Here is a 16,846-nt window from a genome sequence, read left to right as displayed (position 1 = left end):
GGAGCCGGACGGGGGAAGGACGTGATGACCGGAGTGGTGGCGCCGCTGCAGCTCGGGCGGGCCGTGGCACGGCTGCGCCGCCCCGACGACATGGTCGAGGGCACCCGTTGGCTGTTCGGCGTCTGCGCCCTGATCTCGCTGGCCGTCGCCTTCGCCGGGGCCCTGCCCGGGGCGTCCGCGGCGAGCGTGGCGCTGCTGGTCGGCGGCACCGTCGCCCTCACCGCCTCGTGGTCGTACCGCTACCTCACCCATCGCGCGCGACCGGCCCTCGACCTGCTCGACGTGGTGGCGGTGACCGCCTTCGCGCTCGGCTGCCCCGTGCCGGCGGTGGCCTTCGGTGCGACGTTCAGCGCCCTGTGGTTCCGTGCGGTCTACGGCCGCACCCGCGACATCTGGTTCTATGCCGCAGGCCAGTGCCTGGCGCTGATCGCGGCGCTGGTCTGGTGGCAGTGGGTGCCCGGGCACGAGACCGCGGCGCCGGCCGGCCCGGTGCTCGGGGCGCTGCCGCTGGCCTTCCTCCTCGCCGTCGTCTCCCGGCACCTGGCGCTCGGGCTGTTCGCCCGCAAGCGGGCCGAGGCCCGCGACGCCGCGCTGGTCGCCCTGGGCACGCGGCTGCTGGGCGTGACCGACGAGGTCGAGGTCTCGGCGTGCGGGTGGGCGGCGGCCGACGAGATCTGCGCGGCGACCCCCGGCCTGGCGGTCCTCGCGCTCCAGGCGGACGGCCCGGCCCTCCGGGTCGTCGTCGCCGCCGGAGTCGTGGCAGAGGGCCTCCCCCCGCTACCCCCTGATCTCGCCGTGTCCACCGAGTCGACCCCGGTGCTCCGGCCGGTTCTCGCGCCCGAGCCGTTGGTCGCGGCGACCGGCATCGCCGGGGAGTGGTTGTGCGTCCCGACGCCGGACCACGCCGGCCGCTACCTGTTCGTCGGGGCGGCCGGGCCGGCCGCCCGGGACGCGCTCGTGGCCGTGCGCGCACTGGTCAACCAGATGGTCATGGCGCTGCGGATCTGCGCGGTCCACCGCGAGCTGCGTACCCAGGCCGAGACCGATGCGTTGACCGGCCTGGCGAACCGGGCGGCCTTCACCGCCGCCCTGGAGGTGGTCAGCGCGTCCGGTGCCGACGACGCCTGGGTGCTCTTCGCCGACCTCGACGGCTTCAAGGAGATCAACGACGAGCACGGCCATGCCGCCGGGGACGAGGTGCTGCGCGCGGTCGGTTCCCGGCTGGCCGCCGCCGTCCGCAGCCCGGACGTCTGCGCCCGGCTCGGCGGCGACGAGTTCGCCCTGCTGGTCCGGGCCGCCGGGACCGCGGCCGTGGCCGCGCTCGGCGAACGGCTCACCGCTCTGCTCACCGAGCCGTTGCCGATGCCGGCGTCGGGTCTCACGGTGCAGGTGGGGGTCAGCATCGGCGCCGCCCCGGTCGTGCCCGGTGCCGACTGGGACGACGCCCTGCTGCGCGCCGACGTCGCCATGTACTCGGCGAAGGGCGAGGGCCGCAACCGCACACGGGTCGTCGCCGCCGGGGCCGCACCGGCCCGCTGACGCCCCGGCCGGGGCGTGCGCCGGCTCACCGGGACCGCTGTGGCACCCTCGCGGGGATGAGCGCATGACGGGGTGGGAGATGGTCGCGGTCGCCGCCGCCGGGCTCGCCGCCGGCTCGATCAACGCCGTCGTCGGCTCCGGGACGCTGGTCACCTTCCCCGTGCTGCTGGCCGTCGGCCTGCCTCCGGTGGCGGCCACGATCACCAACTCCCTCGGGCTGGTGCCGGGCAACCTGACCGGCGCCATCGGCTACCGCCGCGAGCTGCACGGGCAGCGCGGCCTGCTGCTGCGGCTCTTCCCCGCCTCGGTGCTGGGCGCGCTCACCGGCGCCTTCCTGCTGCTGCACCTGCCGGCCTCGGCCTTCGAGGCGATCGTCCCGGGTCTCGTGGCGCTGGCCGTCGTCCTCGTCGCCGTCCAACCGCTGCTCCAGCGGTGGCTCCGTCGCCGCCGGCCGGTCACCGAGACCGGGCCGCAGCGGATCGGCCGGGGGCGCCTCGCCGCGCTGTTCGCCGGGGCCTACGCGACGGGCACCTACGGCGGCTACTTCGCGGCGAGCCAGGGGGTGCTGCAGATCGGCATCTTCGGGTTGCTGATCCGGGAACCGCTGCAGCGGCTCAACGCGATCAAGAACGTGCTCACCCTGGGGGTCAACGCGGTGGCGGCGCTGGCCTACGTGGTGGTCGCCACCGAGCGCATCGACTGGACCGCCGCCGCCCTGGTCGCGGCCGGCTCGCTCGTCGGTGGGTACGTCGGGTCCACGCTGGGCCGACGGCTGCCCGCCTCCGTGCTCCGCGGCGCCATCGTCGTGCTCGGCCTCGTCGCGCTGTGGGTGCTGCTCGACCGATGAGCGCGCTGGAGTTCGTCCTGCTCGTGGTCGCCGGCGTCGGCGCCGGCCTGACCGGCAGCATCGCCGGGCTGGCCTCGCTGGTGAGCTACCCCGCGCTGCTGGCGACCGGCCTGTCCCCGCTGTCGGCCAACGTCACCAACACCGTCGCGCTGGTGCTCAACAGCGTCGGCTCGGTGAGCGCCTCGCGCCCGGAGCTCGCCGGCCAGCGCCCGCGGCTGGTCCGGCTCGGCACCGCCGCGGTGCTCGGCGGCGGGGTGGGCGCCGCCCTGCTGCTGCTCACCCCGGCGGACGCCTTCGAGCTGCTGGTGCCCTTCCTCATCGCCGCCGCGTCGCTCGCCATCCTCGTGCAGCGGCCACCGCGGGAGCTCGCCGCCGAGGGCGCCGCACGCCCGAGCCGGGACCACTGGGGGCTGACGCTGGGCACCTTCCTGGTGGCCATCTACGGCGGCTACTTCGGCGCGGCGGCCGGCGTGCTGATGCTGGCGATGTACCTGCTCGTGCTCGGCGAGGGCGTGCCGCGCGGCAACGCACTGAAGAACCTGGTGCTGGGCCTGGCCAACCTGGTCGCCGCCCTCGGCTACGCCTTCCTCGCCGACGTGGCCTGGCTGGCCGCGCTCCCCCTCGCCCTCGGCTTCTTCGTCGGCGGCCGGCTGGGGCCGCGGGTGGTCCGCCGGGTGCCGCAGCGGCTGCTCCGCCGGGTCATCGCCGTCGCCGGCCTGGCCCTGGCGGTGCGCCTGGGCATCGACGCCTTCGGCTGAGCGCACGACGCCTTCGGCTGAGCGCATGGGAACGACCGTGCCCGGGCACGGGGGCCTGGCGCCGCGTGCCCGCGCCCGACACGACGGAGGACCGATGACCGCGCCCGGCCCCGCTGCCGACCGCTTCACCCGAGAACTGGACCAGGCACCACCTGAGCTGCGGTCCCCGGAGCTGCTCGGCGAGCGGCTGGCGCGCGCCTGCGCCGCCTCGCTGCCGGTGGACGGCGCCGGGATCAGCATCCACGACACGGGCGGGCTGCGGACTCCGCTGGGCGCCAGCGACCCGACCGCGGCGCAGGCCGAGCGGCTGCAGTTCACCCAGGGCCTGGGTCCGTGCATCCGGGCGCACGACGACGGCGCCGTCATCGCCTTCGACGAGGCCGACATCGCCCGCAACTGGCCCGCGCTGCACGAGGCGCTCACCACGTCGACGCCGTTCCGCGCGGTGCTCTCTGTGCCGCTGCTGCCCCCGCTCGGGCCGCTGGTGGTGCTCGACCTGTACGCCCGCGACCCGGCGGCGCTGCCGTCGGTCGACCGCGGGGACGTGGCGGACGTCGTCGTCGCGGTCACCCGGGAACTGGCCGTCGCGGCCCGCGGTACGGCCGCCACCGAACCCGACCCCGGGCGCGGGTGGTGGGAGGGGCCCGACGCGCTGCGCCGGGCGCGGGTCTGGCAGGCGATGGGCATGGTCAACGTGGCCCACGGGCTGGGCAGCGAGGACGCGCTGGCACTGCTGAGGGCGTACGCCTTCGCGGAGGGCCGGGTGGCCGACGACGTCGCCGAGGACCTGGTCACCGGGCGGCTCCCGCTCGACGCCCTCCGGGTGCCCGCCGACGGTCAGACCTGACCGTCGGCGCCCGGCCGGTGGCCGGGCGCCGCGCGCGCTCAGCCGCCGCTGGTGACGTAGGCGCTGAGCAGCAGCACGAAGGCGCTGGCCAGGATCAGCAGCCGCGCCGGGGTCAGCCCGTTGAGCAGCCCGGCGATCACCCCGGCACCCGAGGCGCGGGCCTCGGCCGCCCACGCACCGCGGCGCATCAGCCGCACCTCGTCGGCGAGCAGGGTGCCGCCGGCACCCAGCAGCGACAGGCCCAGCACCACGAAGACCACGGCCAGCCGCTCGGCGAAGGTCTCGACCGCCGGTGCCAGGAAGAGCACCACGATCAGGCCCAGCACGAGCCCGATCCCCGCTCCGGCCACGGGTGCCCAGGGCCCCATCCGGATCAGCGGGTCGGGCCGGCGCAGCCGCGGCCGTGGCCGCGGCCGGACGTTGACCGGCGTCGTCGGGTGGGGGGTGCCGTCATCCGGGGCGGACGCCGCCTCCCCGGTGGTGGCCGGTCCGGGCTGGTCCGGTCCCGGCGGGTCGGCCTGCGCTCCCGGCTGGTCCGCCGGCGGGTCGGCCTGCGCGGGCGCCGGCGCAGGCGGTGCCGCGCCGAGCGGCACCGGGCCGGTCGCTCCCGGTGGGGTCTCCGGCGACGCCGGCTCGACGGCCGGCGCCGCGGTCGGGTCGCTGCTCCCCTGGTCCGCCGCGAGGGCGGTCGCACCACCCCGGCCGCCTGCTCCGGGATCCGCCCGTCCCTGGGTCTGGACCTCTCGCTCGTCACTCATCTGTTCGATCACCTCGGGCGGCGACGCTAGGCGCGGGGTGCGCACCACCCGCTCAGGTGGCCGGGTGTGGCGGCCGGGGCTGCTGGGGCACCGGCGAGGACTCACCGACCGTGCTCGGTCGAGCCCGGACGGTCAGCGCCGGTCAGAGCAGCCGGCGGAATCACCTCGTCGACCACCTGCAGGGTCGGGTACCACCCGCACGGTGGGTGCAGCGGCGACGAGGGTGCACGTCTAGGGTCGTCGGGCCTCGACGAGGTGGCGGGTGGAGTGGGCGACGAACGGCCCGTCGGTCCCGATGAGGTCGTGCAGCTCGCGGAGCCGGTCACGGTACTTCTCGACGGTGAAACCCGGCACCCACCAGATCACCTTGCGCAACAGGTAGACGACAGCGGCGACGTCATGGATCTCGATGCGCAGTCTCGCGGTCTGAAGGTCGACGATCTCCAGCCCCGCCGCTTCCGCGGTTGCCGCCTCGTCATCCGGATGCCGTGCCCGGCGCGACTCCGGCTGCGGGCCGAGGAAGAACTCGATCAGTTCGAACACGCTCGCCGGGCCGACGTGCTGGGCGACGTACCTGCCGCCGTGGCGGAGCACGCGGGCGATCTCTTCCTACCAGATCGTCGCCGGGTGCCTACTGGTGACCAGGTCGAAGGCTTCGTCGGCGAACGGCAGTGGCGGCTCGTCCGAATGTGCGACAACGACCACCCCGCGCGGATGGAGCAATCGGGTCGCGTGGGCGACGTTCGGCGGCCATGATTCCGTCGCCACGGCCGTCGGCGGGAACGTCGTCGCTTCAGCGAGGACCTCGCCGCCGCCGGTTTGCACGTCGAGCGACGCGGAGGCTGTGCTGAGCCGGTCAGCGAGCCGGCGGGCATAGCCCCACACGGGGCGTTCCTCGGTGGCTCGGCCATCCAGCCAGGAGAAGTCCCACCCGGACACGTCCGCGGACGTCCCTGCCTCGATCAGCTCGTCGAAGGCGTCCGACATGGCCTGAACTCTCTCAGAGCGACTGCCGGGGTCAATGGCCGATCTCCCGCCCTGATCACCCCTCTTGCCGGCGGCGCTCGCAGGCGGCGATCACCACCGCGATGGCCGCCGGCCCGAGCAGCGGCGGGTGCGCGAGCAGGCAGGTCGTGACGCCGGCGCCGGTCAGGTGCCCACCACCCGGCGGTAGAGCCGACGACCGGGCGCGGAGCTGACGCCGTGCGCCACCGTGCTGGCCGCGACCACGAGCGTGCCGGCGGCCCACAGCCGGGGATCGGACACCCCCTCCGCCTCGCTGAAGGAGAGGTAGAACAGCGCGCTCACCCCGATCGGCCCGAACCAGCCCAGGAAGACCGCGTCGCGCAGCCGCAGGCCCAGCGGGCGGGCCAGGGCGAGCAGCACGGGGAGCCGCCGCAGCAGCAGCACGGCCACCGGGAAGAGCACCGCCCCCCAGCCGAGGTCGGCCCACGCCGACCAGGGCAGCAGGACGCCCAGCAGCAGGAACAGCGGGAGCACCAGGTACCGGTTGATGCCCTCGTCGATGGTGTTCTGCGGGCCGACCTCGTCCTGGCCGACGGCTGCGTTGTAGGCCAGCCCGGCGGCGAACACGGCCAGGATGCCGTCGGCGTTCGCGATCCGGGCGATGCCGAGCACCGCGATCGCGAGCACCAGGGTGAACACCAGCGACGCGCCCTCGGAGACGTCGTTGCGGGCCAGCGCGAAGGTGACCGCGCGCCCGGCGAGCAGTCCGACCACGCCCCCGACCACCACCGCGACGACGACCTGGTAGAGGCCGTCGAGCGCCGCGTGCCCGAGGGACTCGCCGAGCACCATGGCGATCCCGAGCAGCACGAGGGGCAGCGCGAGCCCGTCGTTGGTGCCCGACTCCTCCGACAGCAGCTGCCGGGTGCGCGCCGGCAGGTGCTCCTCGGCCGGCTTCCCGGTGACCACGCTGGAGGCGAGCACCGGGTCGGTGGGGGCGATGCAGGCGCCGATGAGCGCGGCCAGCGCCACCGGGACGCCGAGCACCAGCCAGGCCAGACCGGCCGAGAGCAGCGCCATCCCGGCCATGCCGACGGTCACCAGCACGGCGGTCGGGGTGACCACCGGGCGCAGCCGTCGCACCGGGAAGCGCAGGGCGACCCCGATCAGCGAGACGGCCAGCAGCACCCGGGCCATCTCCTCGACCAGGGTGGAGCGCATGGCCTCGGCCACGTCGACCAGCCCGAGGACCTGCGGGCCGACGACCACGCCCAGCAGCAGAGCCAGCAGCGGTTCGCTGAACGGCAGGTCGCGCATCTTGCCCGACAGCGCGGCCAGCACCACGGCCAGGCCGCCGACCAGGGCGTACCCCAGGTGCAGGTCCTCCACCATCTCCTCCTCGTCCGGCTCCGGTGCTGCGGGAGGCACCGGTCGGGCGCCCCGGCGCCCTCTGCCCACCGACCGTCCGGCGCGAAACACCCGGGGTCGGCCACCGTGCGGTCACCGGACCGTCAGCCGCTGGTCACCCGGCAGCACCGCGATCCCCCACCGGTCTGCCGCACACTCGCCCCTCGGACGACCCCGCCCCGGAGGCCCGCCCATGCGACTGCCCGCCCTGGCCGACGCCGCCGCCGTGCACGTGGGTCGGTTCCTCGTGATGCTGGGCGCGCTCGAGCTGGCCGGTGCGCTCGGCGTCTCCGGCTGGTACCTGGGCCTGGTGGCGAACGTGGCGGCCACCGGTTACGCGGTCGTGCTGGTCACCCGGCGGCGGTTGTGGCGGGCCATCGGGGCGACGACGGTCTGGCGGTCGTGGGCAGCTGCCCTCGCCGCGCTGCCCCTGCTGGCCGAGGCGCTGTCCTGGGCGGTGCCCGCCGGGCTGCACGACCGCGAGCCGGGGGTGGGGCTGTGGGTGCTCACCCTGCTGCTCGTGGGGCTGAACGAGGAGCTGACCAGCCGCGGCGTCGTCCTCTCGGGTCTCCTCACCCGGTACCGGCCCGTGTGGGCGGTGACCCTGACCGCGGCGCTGTTCGGGCTGCAGCACCTGTCCGCGCTCGCCCTGACCGACCGCGGGCTGGGCGACGTGCTGGGCAACGTCGGGCTCTCCGCGGTGACCGGCTTCGCCTGGGCGGCCTGGCAGTGGCGGTACCGGTGGATCGGCGTGCTGGTCGGCGTACACGCCCTCGCCGACCTGACGACGCTGCTGGCCGTCGAGCCGCTGCCGGACGCCGCCGTCGCGGCCGCGCACGTCGGTCTCCTGGCGTTCGGCGTGCTGCTGCTGCGCCGCTGGCACCCGGCTCAGAAGGTGATCCCGAGCGCGACCCCACCGAGCAGGTAGACCGCCGCGGTGATGAGCACGATGCCGATCACGTTGAGGACGACGCCGGCGCGCAGCATCTGCCCGATCGTGACGTAGCCCGAGCCGAACACGATGGCGTTGGGCGGGGTCGCCACCGGGAGCATGAACGCGCAGGTGGCCGCCAGTGCGGCGGGCACCAGCAGCACCAGGGGCAGCAGGTCCAGCCCCAGCGCCACCCCGCCGAGCACCGGCAGGAAGGCGGCGGCCGTGGCGGTGTTGCTGGTGACCTCGGTGAGCAGCAGCACCACGCCCGCGGTGATCAACACCAGCAGGATGGTCGGCAGCGCACCGACCGCGCCGACCTGGCCGCCGATGTACTCGTCCAGCCCGCTCTCCTGCACCGCCGCGGCGAGGCTCAGGCCACCGCCGAACAGCAGCAGCACGCCCCACGGCAGCTGCTGGGCGGTGTGCCAGTCCAGCACCGAGACCCCCTCCCTGGCCTTCACCGGGATGAGGAACAGGGCAACCGCAGCCGCGATCGCGATCGCCGGGTCGCTGAGCTCGGCGACGAACGGCAGCACGTCGGTGAGCGCCGTCCACCCGGTGAGCGGCTGCCGGAACACCCAGAGCAGCGCGGTGGCGACGAACACCGCGAGCACCGTCCACTCGCCGCGGGACATCTTCCCGAGCTGCTCCAGCTCGGCCTGGATGACCTGCCTGCCGCCGGGGATCTCCCGGAGCGAGGACCGGAAGGCGACCTTGGTGAGCACCAGCCAGGCCAGCGCCAGGAAGACCACGGCCAGCGGCAGGCCGAGCAGCATCCACTCCCCGAACCCGAGTTCGATGTCGTAGTTCTGCCGGACGAACGCCGCCAGGATGAGGTTGGGCGGGGTGCCGATGAGCGTGGCCAGCGAGCCGATGCTGGCGGCGTAGGCGATGCCCAGCATCAGCGCGACGGCGAAGTTGCGGGTGTCGGTGTCCCGGATGAGCTCGGTGACGGCCGGTCCCCCGTCGGCGTCGACCGCCGCGTCGACGGCCTCGGCGTCGCCGCTGCCCGCGGCGACCCGGTCGAGCACGAGCAGCAGCACGCTCAGCCCGATCGGCAGCATCAGCACGGTGGTGGCGGTGTTGCTGACCCACATGCTGAGGAACGCGGTCGCGATCATGAAGCCGGCGATCAGCCGCGGCGGCTTGGTGCCGACGGCGCGCACGGTCAGCAGCGCGATGCGCCGGTGCAGCTCCCACTTCTGCATCGCCAGGGCGATCATGAAGCCGCCCATGAACAGGAAGATGTTCGGGTCGGCGTAGGGCGCGGTGGCCTCGCCCACCGGGAGCACCCCCAGCAGCGGGAACGCCACGATCGGCACCAGCGCCGTCGCCGGCAGCGGCAGGGCCTCGGTCATCCACCAGACCGCGAGCAGCACCCCGACCGCCGCGGTGGTGCGCCCGGCCGTGCTCAGCGCATCGTCCTGGGCCAGCAGGACGTAGACGACGAGCGCAGCCACCGGCCCGCCGATCCGCCCGGCCCACTGCCGCCGGGGCGGGACGGAGGTGTCGGTGACGTTGGGCTGGTCCTCGTCGACCGGCGTCCCGGCCCGCGAGGCCGAGGAGCCGGTCCGGACCTCCCGCGTCCCGCGGTCGGCGCTCACGCGGGCTGCAGCTCGGCGGTGACCGCGGCCGGGGCCGGCTCGTGGCCGAGCGGCTCGCGGTGGAACCGGCCGGTGCCGTGCGAGAGCGAGCGGAGCGCTCGGGCGTAGTCGAGCAGCTCGCGCTCGGGCACCTCGGCCCGGACCGTCGTCTCCTCCGGGCCGGGCCCGACGTCGCTGCCGGTCACCCGGGCCCGCCGTCCGGCCAGGTCGCCCAGCACCGGGCCCACCGCGTCGACCGGCACGGTGACCTCCACCCGGCACCACGGTTCCAGCACGCGGGTGCCCGCCGCGGCGGCGAGTTCGCGCAGCGCCAGGGCTCCCGCGGCGGCGAAGGCCGCGTCGGAGGAGTCGACCGAGTGGGCCTTGCCGTCGACCAGGGTGACCGCGACGTCGACCAGCGGCCGGTCCGCGCTCACCCCGCGCGCGGCCTGCGCGCGGATGCCCTTCTCCACGCTGCCGTGGAACTGCGCCGGCACGGCCCCGCCGACCACCCGCTGGGCGAAGGTGATCCCGGACCCGGGCGCGCCCGGCCGGCCCTCCACCACGACGACGGCGTACTGGCCGTGCCCGCCGGACTGCTTGACCTGGCGGGCGGTGACCGTCGCCTCCCCCGCCAGCGTCTCCACGAGGGCGACGCGCACCGGCGGGGTGTCCACGGCGACGCCGTACCGGGTGCGCAGGTGCTCCAGCAGCACCTCGGCGTGGGCGTCCCCCAGGCACCACAGCAGCAGCTGCCCGGTGTCGGCCCGCCGCTCGACCCGCACGGTCGGGTCCTCCAGGGTGAGCCGGGTCAGCGCCGCGGCCAGCCGGTCCTCGTCGGTGCGGGAGGCGGCCGCCACCGCCACCGGCAGCTGCGGCTCGGGCAGCTCCCAGGGCTGCACGACCAGCGGCCGGTCGGGGGCGGACAGGGTGTCGCCGGTCTCCGCCGTCGCCAGCCGCGCGACCGCGCACACGTCACCGGCCAGGCACTCGGCCACCGGGCGGAGCACGCTGCCGAGCGCGCAGGAGATCGCCCCCACGCGCTCGTCGGCGTCGTGGTCGGCGTGCCGGTCGCCCCACCCGTGCCCCTCCCCGTGCCCGGAGACGTGCACCGGCATGTCCGGCCGTAGCCGTCCGGAGAAGACCCGGACCAGGCTGACCCGGCCCAGGTAGGGGTCGGTCGTCGTCTTCACCACCTCGGCGACCAGCGGCCCGTCGGGGTCGCAGGCCACCCGGCCGGCCGGGGTGCCGTCCGGGCGGAGCACCGGCGGGCAGGGCCGCTCCAGCGGCGAGGGGAAGCCGGTGACCAGCAGGTCCAGCAGGTCACCGATGCCCAGCCCGGTCAGCGGGGAGGCGCACAGCACCGGGTGGAACGCGCCCCGGGACACCGCGGTCTCCAGGTCGGCGACCAGCTCGGCGAGGCCGATGGGGGCGCCGTCGAGGTAGCGCTCGAGAAGCGTCTCGTCCTCGCTCTCGGCGATCACCGCCTCGATGAGCTCGGCCCGCAGCCGGTCGGCCTCCGGTGACCCCGGTCCGGGCTCCAGCAGGGAGACCAGGGCGCCGCCCTCGACCAGCTGGGCCGGGTGGACCCCGGCGCCCAGCTGCGCCGCGCAGGCCCGCACCACCTCGGCGACGTCGGCCCGCGGCCGGTCCAGCTGGGTGACGACGACGGCGCGCGGCAGGCCGGCCGCGGCGCACTCGTCCCACAGCTGCACGGTGCCGGCGTCGACCCCGGCGACCGCGGAGACGACGAAGAGCGCGGCGTCCGCGGCCCGCAGCGCGGCCCGCAGCTCCCCGAGGAAGTCCGGGGAGCCGGGGGTGTCGAAGAGGGTGATCCGGTGGCCGTCGTGCTCGACGGTGGCCGCGTGCAGCGTCACCGAGTGCTGCAGCCGCACCTCCACCTCGTCGGTGTCCAGGCAGGTGGTGCCGTCCTCGACCCGCCCGGCGCGGGGCACCGCGCCGGTGGCGGCCGCCAGCGCCTCCGCCAGCGTCGTCTTCCCCGCCCCCGCCCGCCCGACCAGCGCGACGTTGCGCACGCGGTCCGGCGGGCGGGGCGCTGGAGCACCCGGTCGATCCCTGCCGTTCTCCCTGCCCTGACCGGCCACCTGGACCTCCACGCAGACGACGTCGTCCCGAGCAGTCACTGTGGCCTGTATCACGTCCCAGGACAAGGGTCGGACGTGTTCCTCCTGGCCGGGAAGACTGTCCGCGTGCTGCCACCGCCGGGAACACCGGGCGCCGACCTGCCGGTCCGCGCCGTGCTGCCCGGGCTCACCGACGCACTCGCCGCCGCGGGCAGCGCGGTGCTCGTCGCCCCACCCGGAACCGGCAAGACGTCGCTGGTCCCGCTCGCGCTCGCCGACCGCCTGCCGGGACGGGTGCTGGTCGCCGAACCCCGCCGGGTCGCTGCCCGGGCAGCCGCCCGGCGGATGGCGGCGCTGGTCGACGAGCCGGTCGGGCGGTCGGTGGGCTACAGCGTGCGCGGCGACAGCCGGCGCAGCCACGCCACCCGGGTGGAGGTCGTCACCACCGGCCTGCTGGTGCGGCGACTGCAGGCCGACCCGGAGCTGCCGGGGGTCGCCGCGGTGGTGCTCGACGAGTGCCACGAACGGCAGCTGGACACCGACCTCGCCCTGGCCTTCGGCGTCGACGCGCGGGCCGCACTGCGCCCGGAGCTGGCGCTGCTGGCGATGTCGGCGACGGCGCAGGCACCGAGGCTGGCCACCCTGCTGGGCGGCGACGGCGTCCCGGCCCCGGTGGTCGAGGCCACCGGCGCACTGCACGACGTCGAGACCGTCTGGTGCCCACCCGGACCGGTCGTGGCCCCGCCGCACGGCACGCGGGTCGACCCGGGGCTGCTGGACGCGGTGGCCGGCACGGTGCGCCGGGCGCTGGCCGAGTCCACCGGTGACGTGCTGGTCTTCCTGCCCGGCGCGGCGGAGATCGGCGGGGTGGCCGGCCGGCTCGCCGGGGTCGACGCCGACGTCCGCCCGCTGCACGGCCGGCTGCCGGCCGCGGAGCAGGACGCCGCCCTGACCCCCGGCCCGCGGCGCCGGGTCGTGCTGGCCACCGACGTCGCCGAGACCAGCCTCACCGTGCCCGGGGTGCGCGTGGTCGTCGACGCCGGACTCGCCCGGGTGCCCCGCTTCGACGTCGCCCGGGGGCTCGGCGCGCTGGTGACGGTCCGGGTCTCGCGGGCGGCGGCAGTGCAGCGCGCCGGCCGCGCCGGCCGGGAGGCGCCCGGGCGGGTCTACCGGCTGTGGTCGGCCGCCGAGCACGACCGGCTGCCGGCCACCGCCGAGCCGGAGATCGCGGTCGGCGACCTGACCGGCTTCGCCCTCGAGCTGGCCTGCTGGGGCTCCCCCGACGCCACCGGCCTGGCGCTCCCCGACGCACCACCCGAGGCCGCGTTCGCCGTGGCCCGGGCGGCGCTGCGCGAGCTGGGGGCCGTGGACGACGCCGGGCGGGTGACCGCTCGCGGCCGCGCACTCACCGCGGTCGGCGCCCACCCGCGGCTGGCCCGGGCGCTGCTCGACGGCGCGCCGCTGGTCGGCCGGCGGCGCGCCGCGGAGGTGGTGGCGCTGCTGTCGGCCGACCTCGCGCCCCGGTCGGACGACCTGGTCGCGGAGTGGCGCGGGCTGCGGGGCGCGAGGGGCGGCCCGGCCGCCCGGTGGCGGGAGGAGGCCGACCGGCTGACGCGGGCGGTGCCCGATGCGCCGCCGAACCGGGCGGTCCCCGACGACCAGGCGGCCGGGCTGGTCGTCGGGCTGGCGCACCCGGAGTGGCTGGCCCACCGGCGGCCGGGTGCGGAGCGCACCTACCTGCTGGCGGCCGGGACCGGCGCGGAGCTGACGCCGGGCACCGCGCTCGGCGGCGCGACCTGGCTGGCGGTGGCCGCCGCCGACCGGGCGCCGGGCCGGGCCGATGCGCGCGTCCGGCTGGCGGTCGCCGTCGACGAGGCCACCGCGCTGGAGGCCGGCGCGTCGGTGCGCCGCACCGGTCCGGAGGTCTCCTGGCGCGACGGCGACGTGCGCGCCGTGCAGGCCGACCGGCTGGGCGCGGTGGTGCTCACCGAGCGGCCGCTGGCCGACCCCGAGCCGGCGGCGGTGGGCGCGGCCCTCGCCGAGGGGCTGCGCCGGGAGGGGCTGGGGCTGCTGCGCTGGACGCCGGCCGCCGTCGCGCTCCGCGAGCGGCTCGCCGCGGCGCACGCCGGGCTCGGTCAGCCGTGGCCTGCGGTGGACGACGCCGCGCTGCTGGCCGCGCTCGCCGACAGCCCCGCGGTGGCCGCGGCCCGGGACCGGGCGGCGCTGCGGCGGGTCGACGTCGCCGCGGCGCTGCAGGCGCTGGTGCCCTGGCAGCTGGCCGGGCGGCTGGACGAGGTGGTGCCCGAGCGGGTCGAGGTGCCCACCGGGTCGCGCCTGCGGGTCGACTACACCGACCCGGCGGTGCCCACCCTGTCGGTGCGGGTGCAGGAGGTGTTCGGCTGGGCCGACGCCCCGGTGGTCGCCGGGCGGCCGCTGCGCCTGCAGCTGCTCTCCCCCGCCTCGCGGGTGATCGCCACCACCGGCGACCTGGCGGGCTTCTGGGTCACCGGGTGGCCCGCCGTCCGCAGCGAGCTGCGCGGCCGCTACCCGCGCCACCCCTGGCCGGAGGACCCGGCCACGGCGACGCCGACCCGCCGCACGAAACCGCGCGGCGGGTCGGCGTGAGAGCTGGCGCCGAGCGCGGGCTCAGCCCAGGGCGGCGGACAGCTCCGGCACGAAGTTGTCCAGCAGGTAGGGCAGGCTCAGCGCGCTGGAGAACTGCAGGGCGTCGTAGTCCGACCCCTCGGCGAAGACCACCCGGCCGTCGGTGGCGGTCCCCAGGCCGGACAGCACCGGGTCGCCCTCGATGCCGGCCCGCTCGGCGTCCGAGCCGGACTGGAAGACGATCAGGTCGGCCTCGAGCATCCGGGCCTCCTCGCGGCTCACCGTGCCGCTCCACCGTTGTGCTCATCTCGTTGCCGTGCGGCCGCCGGACGTGACCTGGGCTGCTCATCCGGCAGCGGCGCCCGGCAGCGGAGAGGATCAGGGGGTGACCAGCACGCCCGCGAAGCCGACGACCGACGCCTGGGGCATCGACGCCAGCTGGCTCGACGCCCTCGACGAGGAGCACACCGTCTCCGAGGAGACGATCGAACTGCTGCGGCAGGTGATCGGCCACCCGCCGACCGACCTGCTCGACCGGACCCCGATCGTGGCCCGCCCCGGCGACCCGCTGGAGGTCGAGGGCGCGGAGGTGACGTGCGAGGACGGCGCGGTCCGGCGCGTCGACGGCTCGCTGCCCGAGGACTTCCCGCTCGGCTACCACCGGCTGCGCACCGCCGACGGCCGGGAGCGGCGGCTGATCGTCTCCCCCGGCCGCTGCTGGCTGCCCGAGGGCTGGCGCGGCTGGGGCTGGGCGGTGCAGCTGTACGCCACCCGCGGGCGGGACAGCTGGGGCATCGGCGACCTCGGCGACCTGCGCACCGTGCGCGAGTTCGCCCAGGCGCAGGGCGCCGGGTTCGTGCTGGTCAACCCGCTGCACGCGGTGGCCCCGACCGAGGGTCAGGAGGACAGCCCCTACCTGCCGGCCACCCGCCGGTTCCGCAACCCGGTGTACCTGCGCATCGCCGACGTGCCTGGGATCGAGGCGGTCGACGCCGAGGCCGACGCCGGCCGGGCGCTGAACGACGGCGAGCTGATCGACCGCGACGCGATCTGGGCGGTCAAGCGCCGGGTGCTGCAGCGGGTGTTCGACGCCGGGATCGACGAGGGCCCGTTCCGCGACTGGTGGTGGCACCAGGGGCAGCCGCTGATGGACTGGGCGACCTGGTGCGCGATCGCCGACGTGCACGGGCCCGACTGGCACACCTGGCCCGAGGAGCTGCGCGACCCGCGCGGCGCCGGTGTGGTCGACTTCGCCGCCGGGCACGAGCGCGAGGTCGCCTTCCACGCCTGGCTGCAGTGGCTGCTCGACGTCCAGCTGCGCGCGGCCACCGAGGGCATCACGGTGATCCAGGACCTGCCGATCGGCGTCGCCGGCGGTGGCGCCGACGCCTGGGCCTGGCAGGACGTGCTGGCCCAGGGGGTCAGCGTCGGCGCCCCGCCGGACGCCTTCAACAGCCAGGGCCAGGACTGGGGCTCCCCGCCGCTGGTGCCCTGGCGCCTGCAGGCCGCCGACTACGAGCCGTTCATCCAGTCGATCCGGGCCACCATGGCCGGCGCCGGTGGCCTGCGGGTCGACCACGTGATGGGGCTGTTCCGGCTGTGGTGGGTGCCGCAGCCGGGGCCCGGGGCCAGTGGTGGAGCCGCGGACGGCGCGTACGTCCGCTACCCCTACGAGGACATGCTCGACATCGTCGCGCTGGAGAGCCACCGCGCGCAGGCGATCGTCGTCGGCGAGGACCTGGGCACCGTCGAGGAGGGCGTGCGGGAGGCGATGGCCGAGCACGGCATCCTGTCCTACCGCCTGCTGTGGTTCGAGGAGGACGAGCCGGCGCAGTGGCCGGCCGAGGCGATGGCCGCGATCAGCACCCACGACCTGCCCACGGTGGCCGGGTTGTGGACCGGGTCGGACCTTGCCGAGCAGCGCGAGCACGGGGTCGGCACCGACGAGGAGCTGGAGCGCGGCCGGGCCTCGCTGCTGGCGCGGTTGACGTCGGTCCCGGCCGACGCCACGCCCGTCGAGGCGGTCGAGGCCGCCCACCGGCGGCTGGCGACGGCGCCGTCCACGCTGCTGTCGGCGACGCTGGACGACGCCCTGGCCGTGGAACGCCGGCCGAACATGCCCGGCACCACCGACCGGCCCAACTGGTGCCTCCCGCTGCCGGTGCCCACCGAGGAGCTCGCCGGCCACCCGGGCGTGCAGGCCGTGGCCGGGATCCTCGCCGCGGGGCTGCGGCCGGCGCCGGCCGGGCCCGAGCGACCCCGCAGGACGACGAAGAAGGCCACCGGCGCGAAGAAGAAGAAGAAGAGCTGACGCCGAGCCGGGCCGGGCACCCTGCCCGGCCCGGCTCAGCGGCCGCACGCGTCAGCTGCGGATGAACTCCAGCAGGTCGGTGTTGATCGTCTCGGCCTGGGTGGTCGGCATGCCGTGCGGGAAGCCGGCGTAGGTCTTCAGCGTGCCGTTGGGCAGCAGCTCGGCCGAGAGCGGACCGGAGTCCGCGTACGGGACGACCTGGTCGTCG

14 protein-coding genes are annotated in these 16,846 nt (G+C 76.2%); 7 read left to right on the top strand and 7 right to left on the bottom strand.

Translation table 11 applies throughout. From position 1 onward, the window contains the following. The first annotated feature begins 24 nt into the window (after nucleotides 1-24). The 4 genes from ACI79A_RS15490 to ACI79A_RS15475 all read left to right on the top strand — a co-directional run bounded on the left by ACI79A_RS15490 (nucleotide 25) and on the right by ACI79A_RS15475 (nucleotide 3,991). The gene (locus tag ACI79A_RS15490; RefSeq protein WP_457084644.1) at nucleotides 25-1,539 is read left to right on the top strand and encodes a GGDEF domain-containing protein; all 1,515 of its coding nucleotides are present in this window, start codon (nucleotides 25-27) and stop codon (nucleotides 1,537-1,539) included. A 64-nt stretch (nucleotides 1,540-1,603) separates the two neighbouring features. Continuing rightward, nucleotides 1,604-2,386 carry a sulfite exporter TauE/SafE family protein gene (locus ACI79A_RS15485; RefSeq protein WP_457084643.1) on the top strand — a complete coding sequence of 261 codons (783 nt, stop codon included), beginning with the start codon at nucleotides 1,604-1,606 and terminating at the stop codon, nucleotides 2,384-2,386. Beyond that, complete coding sequence (locus tag ACI79A_RS15480; protein WP_457084642.1) at nucleotides 2,383-3,144, top strand: sulfite exporter TauE/SafE family protein; 762 nt, start codon at nucleotides 2,383-2,385, stop codon at nucleotides 3,142-3,144. Before ACI79A_RS15485 ends, ACI79A_RS15480 begins: the two co-directional genes overlap by 4 nt. A 94-nt stretch (nucleotides 3,145-3,238) precedes the next feature. Continuing rightward, nucleotides 3,239-3,991, top strand: a complete 753-nt coding sequence (locus ACI79A_RS15475; protein ID WP_457084641.1) for an ANTAR domain-containing protein — start codon at nucleotides 3,239-3,241, stop codon at nucleotides 3,989-3,991. 38 nt (nucleotides 3,992-4,029) lie between these two features. Here ACI79A_RS15475 and ACI79A_RS15470 read toward each other — a convergent pair whose 3' ends face one another. The 4 genes from ACI79A_RS15470 to ACI79A_RS15455 form a co-directional block, all read right to left on the bottom strand. After that, entirely contained in the window at nucleotides 4,030-4,749 is a 720-nt protein-coding gene (locus tag ACI79A_RS15470) for a hypothetical protein (RefSeq protein WP_457084640.1), read from the bottom strand. Between the two features lie 231 nt (nucleotides 4,750-4,980). Then, nucleotides 4,981-5,343 carry a hypothetical protein gene (locus tag ACI79A_RS15465; RefSeq protein ID WP_457084639.1) on the bottom strand — a complete coding sequence of 121 codons (363 nt, stop codon included), beginning with the start codon at nucleotides 5,341-5,343 and terminating at the stop codon, nucleotides 4,981-4,983. 15 nt (nucleotides 5,344-5,358) lie between these two features. Further along, on the bottom strand, nucleotides 5,359-5,736 hold the full coding sequence (locus ACI79A_RS15460) for a methyltransferase domain-containing protein (protein WP_457084638.1): 378 nt from the start codon (nucleotides 5,734-5,736) through the stop codon (nucleotides 5,359-5,361). A gap of 162 nt (nucleotides 5,737-5,898) precedes the next feature. Next, nucleotides 5,899-7,143 (bottom strand): cation:proton antiporter domain-containing protein, encoded by a 1,245-nt coding sequence (locus ACI79A_RS15455; RefSeq protein ID WP_457084637.1) that lies wholly within the window; start codon nucleotides 7,141-7,143, stop codon nucleotides 5,899-5,901. A gap of 172 nt (nucleotides 7,144-7,315) precedes the next feature. Here ACI79A_RS15455 and ACI79A_RS15450 point away from each other — a divergent pair, with 172 nt between their 5' ends. Next, nucleotides 7,316-8,050 (top strand): CPBP family intramembrane glutamic endopeptidase, encoded by a 735-nt coding sequence (locus ACI79A_RS15450; RefSeq protein WP_457084636.1) that lies wholly within the window; start codon nucleotides 7,316-7,318, stop codon nucleotides 8,048-8,050. On the opposite strand, the gene ACI79A_RS15445 is transcribed toward ACI79A_RS15450, so the two are convergent. After that, nucleotides 8,011-9,660 (bottom strand): SLC13 family permease, encoded by a 1,650-nt coding sequence (locus ACI79A_RS15445; protein ID WP_457084635.1) that lies wholly within the window; start codon nucleotides 9,658-9,660, stop codon nucleotides 8,011-8,013. The genes ACI79A_RS15450 and ACI79A_RS15445 overlap by 40 nt on opposite strands. Beyond that, on the bottom strand, nucleotides 9,657-11,744 hold the full coding sequence (locus tag ACI79A_RS15440; protein ID WP_457084687.1) for an elongation factor G-like protein EF-G2: 2,088 nt from the start codon (nucleotides 11,742-11,744) through the stop codon (nucleotides 9,657-9,659). Before ACI79A_RS15440 ends, ACI79A_RS15445 begins: the two co-directional genes overlap by 4 nt. Nucleotides 11,745-11,849: 105 nt before the next feature. Here ACI79A_RS15440 and hrpB point away from each other — a divergent pair, with 105 nt between their 5' ends. Further along, entirely contained in the window at nucleotides 11,850-14,348 is a 2,499-nt protein-coding gene (gene hrpB / locus ACI79A_RS15435; protein ID WP_457084634.1) for an ATP-dependent helicase HrpB, read from the top strand. A 21-nt stretch (nucleotides 14,349-14,369) separates the two neighbouring features. Here hrpB and ACI79A_RS15430 read toward each other — a convergent pair whose 3' ends face one another. Further along, a complete protein-coding gene (locus ACI79A_RS15430; RefSeq protein ID WP_457084633.1) occupies nucleotides 14,370-14,609 on the bottom strand; it encodes a hypothetical protein in 240 nt (79 codons plus the stop codon). A 103-nt stretch (nucleotides 14,610-14,712) separates the two neighbouring features. Here ACI79A_RS15430 and malQ point away from each other — a divergent pair, with 103 nt between their 5' ends. Further along, nucleotides 14,713-16,638 carry a 4-alpha-glucanotransferase gene (gene malQ / locus ACI79A_RS15425; RefSeq protein WP_457084632.1) on the top strand — a complete coding sequence of 642 codons (1,926 nt, stop codon included), beginning with the start codon at nucleotides 14,713-14,715 and terminating at the stop codon, nucleotides 16,636-16,638. The last annotated feature ends 208 nt before the right edge of the window (nucleotides 16,639-16,846 follow it).

The organism is Modestobacter sp. SYSU DS0657, from assembly GCF_054050925.1.
This window is presented reverse-complemented; position numbering and strand designations above follow the sequence as displayed.

Excerpts from the sequence above, each read along its gene's own strand:
- ACI79A_RS15490 (WP_457084644.1), top strand. The coding sequence starts at position 25 with ATGACCGGAGTGGTGGCGCCGCTGCAGCTCGGGCGGGCCGTGGCACGG.
- ACI79A_RS15485 (WP_457084643.1), top strand. The coding sequence starts at position 1,604 with ATGACGGGGTGGGAGATGGTCGCGGTCGCCGCCGCCGGGCTCGCCGCC.
- ACI79A_RS15480 (WP_457084642.1), top strand. The coding sequence starts at position 2,383 with ATGAGCGCGCTGGAGTTCGTCCTGCTCGTGGTCGCCGGCGTCGGCGCC.
- ACI79A_RS15475 (WP_457084641.1), top strand. The coding sequence starts at position 3,239 with ATGACCGCGCCCGGCCCCGCTGCCGACCGCTTCACCCGAGAACTGGAC.
- ACI79A_RS15470 (WP_457084640.1), bottom strand. The coding sequence starts at position 4,749 with ATGAGTGACGAGCGAGAGGTCCAGACCCAGGGACGGGCGGATCCCGGA.
- ACI79A_RS15460 (WP_457084638.1), bottom strand. The coding sequence starts at position 5,736 with ATGTCGGACGCCTTCGACGAGCTGATCGAGGCAGGGACGTCCGCGGAC.
- ACI79A_RS15450 (WP_457084636.1), top strand. The coding sequence starts at position 7,316 with ATGCGACTGCCCGCCCTGGCCGACGCCGCCGCCGTGCACGTGGGTCGG.